Below are 13,564 nucleotides of genomic sequence, written 5' to 3' on the forward strand. Positions count from 1 at the left end.
CCCCCTTTGGTTGAATAGAGATATTCGCGGGGGAAAGAGGGAAATCCTTCAGGGCCGGGAAATGCATGCACAGCTGCTCTGCAGCAGGTGATAGAGTGCCCCGTACAGGTTCGCATCATTTCTGAATGTGCAGGAAACCACCTTGGGATCTGCTGTGCGCAGCAACGGATTTGCCGCCCGCAACTCTGCCAACGCCCACTGAATGCGCTCCAGCACAAGCGGCTGTGCACTGATGCCGCCCCCGATTGCAAACACTTCCGGATCCAGGACGTATTGCAGATTGTAAATCTGGACTGCCAACTGCAGGCAGTACTCATCAAAAATTGCCGCCGCCTCCTCATCACGCTGAATCAAGGCAAACACTGCTTCTCCATCATGCTTGTCTGCAAGTCCCTTCAGTTCAGCAATCCGCTGCACCATACGGACGGCAGAGCAGTCCATTCCGGCATGATGGGCCTCCCGCGTCTTCAGATTCACCTGCGACATCACATAGCTCACCTCTCCGGCAGAAAGATGAACACCGCGGTGCAGCTTCCGATCAATAATGATGCCGCCGCCGACACCGCTGCCAAGCACAAGCACGACCCCATCCTTAGCCTCCTGGAGGCTGCCGAGCCACAGCTCAGCCAGTGCCGCACATTTTCCATCATTCTCAATGGCGGCAGGCTTTCCGTACCGTTCCTCCAGCATGCGTCCGAGATTGACTTCATGCAAAAATGGGAAGCTGCCGCCGTGATATACTGTTCCTGTTTCCGTATCAATGGTTCCCGGACAGCTGATTGCAATGCCCTGGATCACGTCCAGATTCTGCGCTTCCACAATGGAAAAGAGCACCTCTTGAAATGAGGATAAATCTGTGCCGGAGGGCTTCTTTCCCTTTTCAGCAATATGGCCTTCACCATCCATCACTGCATATTTCACAAATGTTCCGCCAATATCCAGTACTATATACATCTTTATCCCCCGCCTTCTTCACAGCTTATTGCAAAGTCTCGATCAAAACCGGCTCTCCTTCCAGGGCAGCCTGCGCCGCTTCTCTTGGCATACTTCCCTGAAGAAAATAGAGAAAACCATAAGCATATACCTATGGTCCTACAGGGCTTCGCTCTTTCTATTAACCTTTCACAGAACCAGCCATTCCCGAAATAAAGTACTTCTGGAAAATGAGGTAGATGATAAGCTGCGGGACCACAGAAATCATAACCGCTGCATTCATCAGAGTGTAGTCTGTGGAGTGCTCCCCTTTAAAGGATAACAATCCCGTTGTTACGGTACGCATGGTATCCTTTGTAATGAAAATCTGCGCCAGTACAAATTCATTCCAGGTGCTGATAAAGTCCAGAATCATCAGAGTGGCCAAGGCCGGCACTGACAGGGGCAGAATAATTTTAATCAGCTTCATCCAATCGCCGCAGCCGTCCATAATCGCCGCTTCATCCAAAGCCTTTGGAATGGTGCGGAAGAAGCCGCGCAAAATCAGGATGCCAAATGGCACGCCAAAGCCGATGTAGATGAGGATGATGCCGAAGTAAGTATTGGTCAGTTGCAGCTTTGTCAGAATAATATTTAAGGGAACAAGCGTCGCCTGCATGGGAATCATCATCCCAATGAGGAAAAAGGCAAAGATCACATTGCTCCATTTCATATTCATCCGTGTCAAAGCATAGGCAGCCAAAGCCTCTACAAAGATGCCAATCGGCACCTTCATAAGCGAAATCCACAAACTGTTCATAAAGTAAGGTTTAATTTGCTTCCAGGCATTTATATAATTTTCCCAATTATAGTGCTTCGGCATTGTGAGCAAGGAATTGCCGAGCAGCTCCGTGCTCGTCTTTAAGGATGTTGATGTGATAAAAATAATCGGGATGATAAAAAGCAGAACCAATGCAATCAGAAATGCATACAGCAAAATAGAAGCGGCAGGCCCGCGGTGCTGTTCCATTCTTTCCTCCTCCTCGCTCTACGAATCCACGTGTGAATTTTTAGTCATATAGGATACATACGGGACGATAAACATCATGGTGATCAGCACCATAACCCAGGAGATAGCAGAACCAATTCCCACATTTGCAAACTTAAAGGTTTGGTAGTACATCCAAGAGGAGAGAACCTGTGTGCTTTCAGCAGGTCCGCCGCCTGTCATGGCGTAAATAATGTCATACACCTTCATGGACGCAATCATGGTCGTGGCAAATACAATAATGAAGGTTTCACTGAGCATGGGAATGGTCAAGTACCAGAACATTTGATACGGCTTTGCACCATCAATCACGGCAGCCTCATAAGATTCTTTGGAGATGCTCTGCAGCCCTGCCAGGAATAAAATCATTGGCATACCCACCCCTTGCCAGGTGGCTGCGATGAACACGGCGGATAATGCTGTCTTTGGCTCCGAGAGCCATGCATGCTGCAGACTTTCCAATCCAAGCTTGCCAAGAATGCTATTAATCAATCCCATCGTCGGGTGGAACAGCCAGCCCCAAATTAAGGCAACTACAACATTGGACAGAACATAAGGGAAATAGAATACTCCGCGAAAGAAAACCCGTCCCTTCAGAGAGCGGTTCAGAATGACTGCGAGCATCAATCCCAGCCCGATCATGATGACCATTGAGGCCACGGTCCAAAATACATTGTTTCTCAATGCTAATAGAAAGGTCTTATCCTTTGTAAATAGATTGATATAATTACTCAGCCCGACAAATTTCTTTTGCGGCGCTACACCGTTCCACTTGAAAAAGCTGAGATACAGCGTATACAACCCCGGCAACACAATTGTCATAATATAGATCGCTAAAGCCGGCAATAAAAACAGCCAAGGCTTCATTTGCCCCCGCAGCTTAATCGGTGTTCTGCGTGCCTCTGGAAGAACCTTCGCCCGCTTCGTTACTACCTCCACTGTAAGCCCTCCTTTTTTAGAGGGCAGGGAAGCCTTTCCCCGCCCTCTCTGATTGCTTATTTACTATCCTTATAGCTCTTGACAGCCTCTTGAATAGACTTGGCGGCCTGTTCCGGTGAGAACTCTCCCAGCACCACTTTGTCCTGTGCTTCAAACAGCTTTTGTACAACCTCCTGCGGCAGTGCCTGGTCGGCAATCAGGAAGTTTCCTTTTGCCACCGCTTCGCCCATTTCCTTAATGTGCGGTGTGCTGGCCGGGTATGTGACACCAAGAGTGGCTGCTGCGCCATACTTGTCTGCATACTTATTGACTACCTCTTTATCAGTCAAGTATTCCAGCAGTTTTACAACTGCAGCCTGCTTTTCCTTGTCCAAACCGGCCTTCACCTGGAACATTTCAACAAAGCTGGACATACGTGTTGGTGTCTGTTCCGTTGTGAACGGGAAGAATTGGAAATTTTCCGGCTTGTAGCCCTTTGCAATCAGAGTACCATCGTACCAGGAGCCTTCCAGTACAAGCGCTCCTTTGTCCTGATAAGTAATCGTTTCTGCCTCTTCCGGGTCCATTGAGATAAAGCCCTTTTGGAAATAGCCCTTATCGGACCATTCCTTCAACTTGGCAAATGTCTTTACAACGGCCGGGTCGTCCCAGGAAGCTTTCATGCTATTCAGTTTGTCATGCAGGTCCGGTCCACCGTAATGTTCAATCAGCTGCTCTGTAAAACGCATCAGCATCCAGCCATTTTTGCCTCCGACTGCCAGGGGCACAGAGCCGGCATCCTTCACCTTTTGCATCTGCTCTTCAAATTCTGCAAATGTTTTTGGAGCTGCCGTCAATCCTGCCTTTTGATAAACGTTTTTATTATAAAACATCCCTACACTATTCAGGTGATATGGAACGCCATATACCTTGCCGCTGTAGCTGCTTAAGTCAATGGCAGCCTTATTGAACTTCTCAGCCCATTTGTCATCCTTTGACACCTGTGTCAGATCGGCTGCCAAGCCGTTCTCCGGATAGAAGGATCCAAGCGTGCCGCCCCAAGTAAACCAAGCATCCGGCATCGTGTTGGAGGAAGCGGCCACCTTCAGTGCCTCCTTCAGCGGATCAACAGCATACGGCGTAATTTCCACTTGGATGTCCGGATTTTCTTTCATGAAATCTTTAACAATCGGTGCAATATACGGGTCATTTTGATCCTTTATATCCCACAATGTAATTTTTACTTTCCCATCCTTACCAGCATCAGTTGCACTGCTGCTGGAGCTGGAACTGCTGGTAGAGCTGGAACTGCAACCGGACAAAAGCCCCGCGAACAACATCATGCCGGATACACCAGCAAGTAATTTCTTTTTCATCCCGATTCCCCCTGTGTTATCATTTTACAAGCCTGATTGCCAGCCGGTTTTGGCCGGCAAAATCCCCCCTTTCAGGGCTGCTGGCGCTGTCAGGCCTTGGTCATTCTGACTGCCATGTACGGTCTGCCTGGAAGTTCAATTCGAAACACACCTTCATGATTGCCTGCAGCTTCTTCAATTGTCATATTCCATGTATCAATGATTTCCACCTTATAGAGCGTCCCCGGCTTCATGCGATACTCCCGGAATTTCGGCTGATTAAACCCGTAATAAAACAGGTAATATTCATCCGGGACTACTGCTGACGGTACATCCCAAGATAGCTGCATCGGATTCAGCCCTTCCTGCGGACCCTCTTCCATGATTCTTCTCAAGAAAGAAATCCGGGCCGGGCTGCTGCCATGCAGCTGGCCGCCCTTCGACCACCACAGCACCTCATCATCGCGCAGATAGGTTTCCCCATGTCCGACATAGCCTCCCCGGACGGCGCCCTCCCAGAAGCGGCGCGTCATTTCTTCCCCTGAAATGTTGCCCCAGCCCTGGTCAATGTCCCCTTCATAAGCGCATTCATCGATGACGATCGGCTTATTCCACTGCTTCCGCCATTCATCTGTGCTCTCCGCCGTTTTATACACATCAATCCGCTGTATACTGCAATGTGTAATCCATGGACGGCTGTAATCGTAAAACTGCAGGCAGTTATGGATGGAAATGAGATGGTGATACGGATCATGTTCTGCCGTAATGCGGGCAAAGCGTTCCCAGTCCTCCAGCTCCTTCGCCCACATGAGATCGTACTCATTTGCCAAGGACCACCAGACATTGCGGTAGGCGGACAAGCGGGATACGATATACCGCAAATAACGGTCATCCGCAGCCTTGCTCATATCAGCGAATCCCCAGCGGTCATAGGGGTGGAATAAAATGAGATCCGCCTCTATGCCAAGTTCGCCAAGCGCTTCAATTCTTTTTTCCAATTGCTGAAAGAATGCCGGGTTAAACCGGGTGAAATCCCAGCCTTCCTCGAGGGACCCTTCAAACGCATAATGCGGCGGCTCATTCGTATTAAACGCATAGGCCTTTGGAAAGACACACATGCGCATTTTATTAAATGGCGCTGTTTTCAGCGTTTCCAGTGTTTGGGCCACCAGCTCATCCGGCTGGTTTGTCCATGCATAGCAGGTTGTGCCCACCGGAATATACAATGTGCCGTCCTCATAAGCAAAATGGAAGGTGTTTTTCACACGGACAGGGCCATGATTTCCCTCCAGGGGCGCTTCACATACAAACCGGCCTTCAACTCCGTCCAGCGACCGGGCTGAGCTTGTTGTCTTGAAGCTCCATACCCCTTCTTCGTCCGGCATGAAGCGCACACGGTACACGCCGTTTCCATCATAGAAGCCCGATACTGCCACGTCCCGGCCATGCAAGGTGAACGAGGCGCCAAGAGCCACATCCACAAACGGGTTTCCATGGCTTGGCCCCTGCAGCTCCAGCTCGAAAATACTCCATTTTCCCGCTTTGTCCGGGAACGAGACGGCAGCTGAACCGACAGGCACGGTGCTCTCCTCGTAGTCAGCAGAAGGCAGTATCTCCTGCTCCGCCTGCTCCGGTACCCCTCTCAGATCCTTTTGCAACACTTCCACTACTTCTGCATTTGCCGATACCTCTGGAAAAAACGCAGCCAACTGCGGCAGGGTCGAGGCTTTGATCATCGTACCCAGGCTTGGGTCCAGCAGCAGAGAGAACACTTGCGGAATATGCACTTTCAATATAGCTGCGGCTTCCTGATTCGCCAAAACATTGCCTAATCTTGTTTCAGTTGTGAAGTTCAAGAGTTCAGTCCCCCTAGTGATTTTTGCTTCAATACAGATGCCACCGCACGCTTCCAGCCTTGATAGTTTTGCTCCCTCTCAGCTTCCGGCATCAGCGGTTCATAGACTTCGTACGGCATACGCTGCGCTTCAATTTCACTGAGCGACTCCCAAAAGCCGCTTCCAAAGCCGCCTATGTATACAGACCCCATTGCGGAAAGCTCCGTTACATGTGATTTCATAACTGTTTTGGCCAGCACATCTGCTTGGAATTGCATCAATGCGGCATTATCAGATGCCCCGCCATCAGCGCGCAGCTCCTTCAGCTGTACACCTGATTCAGCTTGCATGAGCTCCACTGCGTCACGCACCTGATAGGCAATGCTCTCAATAGCCGCCCGAATCACGTGCGCTTTTCTTGTTCCTCTGTTCATCCCGGTAATGGAAGCCCGGGCATCCGGATCCCAATAAGGGGCGCCGAGCCCGACAAATGCAGGGACAAGATACACACCTTCGTTTCCTGATACCTCTGCCAACAGCTGCTCCATCTCTTGGAAGGTTTGAAACAAGCCAAGATTGTCGCGCACCCATTTAATGCTGTCACCGGAGGTCCGTATAACAGCCTCCAGCGCGTAGGTCACTGTCCCGTTCATGCCCCATGCAATGGCAGCCACCAGCTTATTGCCGGCAAATACCGGCTTATTTCCCACATTCATCAGCACAGATGTACCGGTGCCATAGGTTGCTTTGGCCATACCAGTATGGAAGCAGCCATTTCCGAACAAGGCAGCCTGAGAATCTCCAATTACACCGGAGATTGGAATTTGCTCAGAGCATAATGCCTTGTCATTTGTAAAGCCAAATATAGCATCTGAAAACTCCACTTCAGGAAGCATGCTGATCGGGATATGAAAGAGCTCGCACAGCTCCCGGTCCCACGTAAGCGTATGAATATTGAACAAAGAGGTACGGCTTGCATTTGTGTAATCTGTTTTATGGACGCTTCCGCCAGTCAGCTTCCATATGAGCCAACTGTCGATTGTTCCGGCTAACAGCCTCCCTTCGGCCGCTTTCTCGCGGGCACCCTCCACGTGATCCAAAATCCACTGGAATTTGGAGGCAGAGAAGTATGGGTCCAGCATCAGACCTGTTTTGGTCTGCACCATTGGTTCATATCCTGCAAGCTGATAGGACCGGCACAATGCCGCTGTCCGCTGACATTGCCAGACAATGGCATGAAAAATGGGTTCGCCCGTTGTACGGTCCCAAATGACCGCTGTTTCACGTTGGTTTGTAATGGTAAGTGCCGCCAGCTGTGCCGGCTCAACAGCAGCTTCCCTTAAAACTGTTTGAATGGCTTGCTTCACGTTCTCATAAATTTCCGCTGGATCGTGCTCCACCCATCCCGCTTGCGGATAGTATTGCTTATGCTCCAGGGAGGCCCGGGCGGCCATGCGCCCGGAACGGTCCACAAGAATGGCTTTTGTGCCGGAAGTACTCTGATCAACAGCTACCATATACGCCTTCTGAGCAGTCATCCTCTTTGCTTCTCCAGCATATTCAACGCAATATTCTGTATATTTTTGGCGCTGATTCCATAATGGCGGAAGACCTCATCCGTCTTGCCGGCAATGGCAGGTTCATCCGGGATACCTAGAATTCTCATGGGAACCGGGCAGTTTTGTGTGACCACTTCCGCCACAGCTGCACCGAGCCCGCCATATATGCTGTGCTCCTCCACTGTAATCAGGAAGCCTGTTTCCTTCGCAGCCCGAATGACAGCTTCTTCATCCAACGGTTTAATGGTGTGCATGTTCAGCACACGGCACTGTATCCCTTCCTTTTGCAGGGCTTCCTGAGCATCTAGAGCCACACGCACCGTTTCGCCCGCAGCGATAATTGTAAGATCAGAGCCTTCCCTCATCGTGACCGCCTTGCCGATTTGAAATTCGTACGCATCAGATTCATAGGAATCCTCGACTGGATTGCGGCCAATCCTTACATAGACGCCACCTTCATACTTGACCAGCGCCTCGGTCATTTTCTTCGTCTCATGGCGGTCGGCAGGAAGAATAATGGCCAATCCCGGAATGGCCCGGGCCACCGCGATATCCTGAACAGAGTGATGCGACATACCAAGCGCGCCGTAGCTGATGCCCCCGCTGATGCCAACCAGCTTGACATTTGTTCCTGAATAAGCCACATCCACTTTAATTTGTTCGATGCTTCTCATACTGAGAAAGCAAGCCGGCGAAGTAACAAACGGTTTTTTCCCGCTGTGTGCAAGTCCCGCGGAGATTCCAACAATATTTTGCTCCGCGATGCCGACCTCCACGAACTGCTCAGGAAAGGTGTTGGCGAATGGCCCCATTGCCGCTGATCCGCGGGAGTCGCTGGTAACCACCATGATATCCGGATCCGCTTTTGCAAGCTTCATTAATGTTTCGCAAATGACTTGACGGTTGGCAACCTGATTCATCCTAGTGCACCTGCCCTTCTTGGCTCTTCAATTGCTCCAGCCTGCAGGACAGTTCAGCCAACGCTTCCCGCAGCTCCTTCTCATTCGGCACATGATGATGCCAGTGCGGCACATTCTCAGCAAAGGATACGCCTTTTCCCTTTACTGTGTTAGCCATGACCAAAGTCGGTTTGCCGCTGATTTCCGGCGCATCCACAAGCGCCTCTACAAGCGCTTTCATATCATGACCATCGATGGATACAACATGCCAGCCAAAGGCACTCCATTTTTCCTCCAACGGCTCAAGCCCCATAACATCCTCAGTGGAACCACTGATTTGCAGTTTGTTCCGATCAATAATGCCTACTAGATTATCAAGCTTGTAATGCGCGCCTGCCATTGCGGCTTCCCAGACGGAGCCTTCCGCCTGTTCGCCATCCCCCATCAGGCAAAACACCCGATAATCCTTTCGATCCCGCTTGGCTGCAAGCGCCATGCCGACACCTACCGCCAGCCCGTGCCCAAGTGCGCCGGTATTCATTTCAATGCCCGGCACTTTATTGTTCGGATGGCCAATCAGCCGCGTGCCAAACTGGCTGAAGGTTTGCAGTTCTTCCTTTGGAAAGAAGCCAAGGTCTGCCAGGATGCACCAAAGCGATTCCACCGAATGGCCTTTACTCGCAATAAACCTGTCCCGCTCCTCCCATTTTGGGTTATGGGCATCTACCTTCATGACATGATAGTAGAGGGCTGTCAAAATATCAGTGTTGCTTAATGAGCCGCCTGTATGGCCTGTTTTAGCCTGATGAATCATATTCAGTACATCCATGCGAATCTGTACTGCCTTGGTCTCAAGTTCTCTGATTCTCACGTGAATCCCCCTCTTTACAGCCCTGCGCCCCGCAGCCAGGCTTGAATTTCACGCTCTGTCGGATCCACAGGATCAGGCGTTAGGCCGGGAATGTAGTTGCAGGCTTCATATAATGCCGGAATAACATTTGCATGAATTCCCACTGAGTGATGGACATATGGCCCTTTCACCAGCTTCTCTTCCCACAACGGCCAGTCATTCACTTCCACCCATACATAGGAACCGCGGGTGTAAGGCCCTTCAATGCCCCGTGCCTTGCCGAGGAACAGCTGATACTCACCATGGTCACCATCAAAACGGGCCAGCGTCATACCGCCGCCTTTAATCTGTCCTTCATGCGTGCCGGGAGCATGGTCATCAAACAGGAAGTGCTTGCGCAGCTTCGGTCTCTCCTCAACTGACAATGACACAGGGAAGTTCCCACAATGAAACAGCAGCTCGCCATTTTGATTTTCAGGATGACGGACAGTCAAGTCGGCAAAGAAGGTCGGTGCCTGATTCATGGAAGCCGCCTGCATCATAACAGAGGTGATGGCGCCGTGAATGTCCGTTTCGCAAGTAACCGGAATTTGTTCATCTGTCAAAATCGCATTTGCCAAGCATGGCATAATGCCAATGGCCTCCTGCAGCGCGGACCAGCACTGAATCGCGATTGCTGTGCTGCCTGTTTGCTCTGCATACTGCTTCATGGCCACCTTCAGGCCGGCAATGCGTCTTACATCCTCCTCTGTTACCTCCGACCAGTCCAGCTTTTCCTTAATATAGTCCATGGCATCCTTCAGCTCTGCAGAGTTTCCGGCCGCCACCCGTTTGGCTGCTCTTTGAATATCCACAAGCGTAATAGGATGCACTTCAATTCCAAACCGCTCCAGCAGTTCCCCCTCATTGCACATCATGGTCCAGAAGGAAGCCGGCCGCGGTCCGATTTGCAGAATGCGCAAATTACGGAATTGCCGTACGACATTCGCTGCTGACACGAAGTTCCCGAAGCCTCTTTCAAATACCGGGTCATCTACACGGCTGTTGGTTATGTAACTGAACGGCACATTAAAGCGGCGAAGCACTTTTCCTGTTGCGAATAAGCCGCACTGTGTATCACGCAGCCGCATTCCATCTTCCAGAGGTGACTCATCCCGTGGTCCCCACAACAGTACAGGCTTTCCTAATGCTTTCCCGACGCGGGCAACAGTATCTTCCGTACCGAAGTTGCAATGCGGAAAAAACACAGCATCCACGTGCTCCTGCTTGAAACGATTCGCGATTTGATCCGCGTTAATATGGTCGTCATATAACAAGCCTTCCTTGTTGAGACCTTCTAAATCCACAAGCTCAATATCCAGACCAAAGCTCTCAATTTTCTCCCTGATCATGACCTTGTACCGGAACGCATCCTCGGCACTGAACACAAAACGTCTCGTTGGCGCATAACCAATCTTCAGCTTTTTCATTCTGGCTCCCCCTATTTGGATGTACCTTCAAAAATATAAAACCAACCTCTAAAATTACTAAAAATTAGGTTTTTGTTTAAAAAAATCATACAATTTACTGAGAATTCAGTCAACACTTTTATAAAAAAGTTTAGAAAAACCAACTAAAAAAGCCATAAATTTTAAAATAACGCTCAAAAATCGTAGTTATCACTTAAATAAACTAAACATAGCTAAACTTTTTTCAGAAAGTAAACTTACTTTTTTTATCTCGATTTGCTATAATGTTAGTAATTCATTTAAAATAAATTGGTAAAGAATAGAAAAAGATAACCTGAGGTGTTTGTATATGAAGCTCCGAATAGAGGATATTGCCAAAATGGCAAACGTATCAAAAGCTACAGTCTCCTTAGCTTTGAATGATAAGCCGGGGATCAGCAATGATACTAGAGAAAAGGTACTGAACATTGCTAAAGAGGCTGGTTATTTCTCTCGGCCCGCGCCAAAACCAGATTCCTCTTATCCCCCAACTAAAAAAGTGATTGAATTTGTCGCATGCGTCAATTCGGGAATTGTAGTGGAACAGTACCAAAACCGCCCTTTCTTCACAGAATTAATTCACTATATTCAAGAACACCTTCGTTCAAAGGAATATTCCATTTTGTTTTCCTCTGTGCGGAACGACCAGTTTTACGAGGAAATGGAACGGGTTGTGAAAAACAATGCATCCGATGGAATGATTGTATTGGGAACCAATTTGACATACGAACAGCTGAAGTACGTCGCTGAGCTTCAGCCGAATCTGGTTGTTTTGGATACCTGCTTCGAGACATTGAATGTGAACTTCGTGGATATGAATAACGTCTACGGCGCTTACTGTGCAGCCCAATATTTAATTGAACAGGGCCATCGCGACATCGGCTATGTACAGGCAGATTCTAGAATCTACAACTTTGATATGCGAAAGAAGGGATTTCTGCAGGCCCTTGAGGAGCATGGACTTATGTTATCGGAAGAAAACTGCTTCAGTATGTCTGCCAATACCATTACCTCCCAGGACAAATTTAAGGAGCAGGTGCTCAAGCAGCGTGATAAACTGCCTACTGCCCTATTCTGCGAATGTGATTACTTGGCAATCAGCACCATTAAATCGCTGTCAGAGCTCGACATACACGTGCCGGCTGAGATTTCTGTCATTGGATTCGACAACATTACAGAATCACAGATTATTAGCCCCGAGCTGACAACGATTCATGTGGATAAGGAAAAGATGGCTTCTGTAGCGGTGGATCAGCTCATTCAAATTATTGAAGGAAAAGCGGGCTCCAGGTCCAAGACCTTAATTGATACAGAATTGGTTGAACGTGCATCCTGTACATCTCCTTTACGCTGAACAGTTCAGGATGCCTATACAATGAACAGCCCCCCGATTGTGAATGCAAGAATCAGAGGGCTGTTCTTTATAGTCTTATATTCTACTGCGGTGGATCAGCCAGGCCTCATACAAGCCCCATTTCCATGTCCAACGCTTTAAAAAGAATCCTGGCCTTGTTCAATATAATGAATTTCCCTTCTATTCATTGCCGGGGCACTCGTATACAATGGAGAATAAGACGGGCTCTATACATACTCTTTTTAGAACGGGGGACCTGGAAGTTGAATACAGAACCTACACAGAAGAAGTCTGCACAGCCGTTCGATGATGGCGACCTGCTGCTTCTGTCGACACTGGTGGCAAATCAAATCCGCCGATATGAGCGAATGAGCTGGCAGAAGGACAAGGGGCTGCAGGATGTGTACAAGCACCTGCAAGGTCTGGAAGCCAAGCTGAAAGCCTGCCGTGGCCTTTAAGAGAAACGGCACCTCCGGGGAAGAGGTGCCTCTCTATCATCCTTGTGTTTGCTGCAGCTGATAAATTTCCCGTGCCATTGCCTCCAGGATATACACCACCGGCACCTGCGTCGTAATGTTTGTCTGCCCCAGAAACTCTTCTGTCACAAAATACGGGATATGAATATCGGAGATTTTGGCAACCGTACAAAGCTTATCGTTGGTAATGCTGATGATTTTGCTGCCCTCCTGCTTCAGCTGATGGAGATGGGTGACAGTGAAAGGATTCTCCCCCGAGACAGACAGGGCAATGGTCACACTGTTGTCGCGCAGCTTGGCATGCAGCGGAAAGGAGAAATCCTTGATATAGGCAGAGAATTTTCCAAGACTTGAAAAATACCGGGCGCCATATTCAGCCAGAATGCCTGAGCTGCCAATCCCGATGAACAGGACGCTGTCCGCCTCGGCAATCAGACTGGCGGCCTCATCAATCTTTTCCTCTATTCCGCCCTGCAGGGTCCGTTCAAAAAACTCCATAACAGAATGCCGGGCACTCCGGATCTTCTCCTTCTCGCCCTCTCCCAAATGCATTTTCAGCTTCACCTTGAATTCAGAAAAGCCGTCGCAATGCAGCTTTTTGCAAAAGCGCAGAATGGTGGCGGTGGAAACATGGGTCGCATCCGCCAGTTCGCGGATCCGCATGTACGCAACCTTGTCGCCGTTTTGGCAAATATAGCTGTATATAGAGGTTTCCAGTTCATTAAAGGAAGCAATGATGTCTCTTGAAAACATATACGATATTCTCCTCTGTCCACATAGTCTGTTTCCATTCTAACACAGCACGCCCAAAAGAAACGCTGTGTGACATCCTTGTCACGGATGACTTTCGCCGTCACAGCGAACAGAATGC

General features: G+C 49.3%; 12 protein-coding genes. 2 read left to right on the forward strand and 10 right to left on the reverse strand.

What is annotated here, in order from left to right:
• Nucleotides 1–48 precede the first annotated feature (48 nt).
• The 9 genes from NK662_RS04210 to NK662_RS04250 all read right to left on the reverse strand — a co-directional run bounded on the left by NK662_RS04210 (nucleotide 49) and on the right by NK662_RS04250 (nucleotide 10,845).
• Nucleotides 49–954, reverse strand: a complete 906-nt coding sequence (locus NK662_RS04210; RefSeq protein ID WP_254757660.1) for an ROK family protein — start codon at nucleotides 952–954, stop codon at nucleotides 49–51.
• 160 nt (nucleotides 955–1,114) lie between these two features.
• Entirely contained in the window at nucleotides 1,115–1,942 is an 828-nt protein-coding gene (locus NK662_RS04215; protein WP_254757661.1) for a carbohydrate ABC transporter permease, read from the reverse strand.
• An 18-nt stretch (nucleotides 1,943–1,960) separates the two neighbouring features.
• Nucleotides 1,961–2,827: a carbohydrate ABC transporter permease gene (locus tag NK662_RS04220; protein WP_254758023.1), complete on the reverse strand. Its 867-nt coding sequence runs from the start codon at nucleotides 2,825–2,827 to the stop codon at nucleotides 1,961–1,963.
• Between the two features lie 128 nt (nucleotides 2,828–2,955).
• The gene (locus NK662_RS04225; protein WP_254757662.1) at nucleotides 2,956–4,254 is read right to left on the reverse strand and encodes an ABC transporter substrate-binding protein; all 1,299 of its coding nucleotides are present in this window, start codon (nucleotides 4,252–4,254) and stop codon (nucleotides 2,956–2,958) included.
• 89 nt (nucleotides 4,255–4,343) lie between these two features.
• Complete coding sequence (locus tag NK662_RS04230; protein ID WP_438503591.1) at nucleotides 4,344–5,969, reverse strand: DUF5605 domain-containing protein; 1,626 nt, start codon at nucleotides 5,967–5,969, stop codon at nucleotides 4,344–4,346.
• 116 nt (nucleotides 5,970–6,085) lie between these two features.
• Entirely contained in the window at nucleotides 6,086–7,606 is a 1,521-nt protein-coding gene (gene glpK, locus NK662_RS04235; protein WP_254757664.1) for a glycerol kinase GlpK, read from the reverse strand.
• The gene (locus NK662_RS04240) at nucleotides 7,603–8,547 is read right to left on the reverse strand and encodes a transketolase family protein (protein ID WP_254757665.1); all 945 of its coding nucleotides are present in this window, start codon (nucleotides 8,545–8,547) and stop codon (nucleotides 7,603–7,605) included. Before NK662_RS04240 ends, glpK begins: the two co-directional genes overlap by 4 nt.
• Before the next feature lies 1 nt (nucleotide 8,548).
• Nucleotides 8,549–9,397, reverse strand: a complete 849-nt coding sequence (locus NK662_RS04245; protein WP_254757666.1) for a transketolase — start codon at nucleotides 9,395–9,397, stop codon at nucleotides 8,549–8,551.
• Nucleotides 9,398–9,411: 14 nt separating this feature from the next.
• On the reverse strand, nucleotides 9,412–10,845 hold the full coding sequence (locus NK662_RS04250; RefSeq protein WP_254757667.1) for an L-fucose/L-arabinose isomerase family protein: 1,434 nt from the start codon (nucleotides 10,843–10,845) through the stop codon (nucleotides 9,412–9,414).
• Between the two features lie 328 nt (nucleotides 10,846–11,173).
• Here NK662_RS04250 and NK662_RS04255 point away from each other — a divergent pair, with 328 nt between their 5' ends.
• Both NK662_RS04255 and NK662_RS04260 read left to right on the forward strand, forming a co-directional pair.
• Nucleotides 11,174–12,217, forward strand: a complete 1,044-nt coding sequence (locus NK662_RS04255; RefSeq protein WP_254757668.1) for a LacI family DNA-binding transcriptional regulator — start codon at nucleotides 11,174–11,176, stop codon at nucleotides 12,215–12,217.
• A gap of 263 nt (nucleotides 12,218–12,480) precedes the next feature.
• Nucleotides 12,481–12,675, forward strand: a complete 195-nt coding sequence (locus tag NK662_RS04260; RefSeq protein WP_254757669.1) for a hypothetical protein — start codon at nucleotides 12,481–12,483, stop codon at nucleotides 12,673–12,675.
• A 36-nt stretch (nucleotides 12,676–12,711) separates the two neighbouring features.
• Here the strand turns inward: NK662_RS04260 and NK662_RS04265 are convergent, their stop codons facing one another.
• The gene (locus tag NK662_RS04265) at nucleotides 12,712–13,446 is read right to left on the reverse strand and encodes a MurR/RpiR family transcriptional regulator (protein WP_254757670.1); all 735 of its coding nucleotides are present in this window, start codon (nucleotides 13,444–13,446) and stop codon (nucleotides 12,712–12,714) included.
• Nucleotides 13,447–13,564 lie beyond the last annotated feature (118 nt).

The organism is Ectobacillus ponti (assembly GCF_024294785.1).
Classification (GTDB): Bacteria; Bacillota; Bacilli; order Bacillales; family Bacillaceae_G; genus Ectobacillus; species Ectobacillus ponti.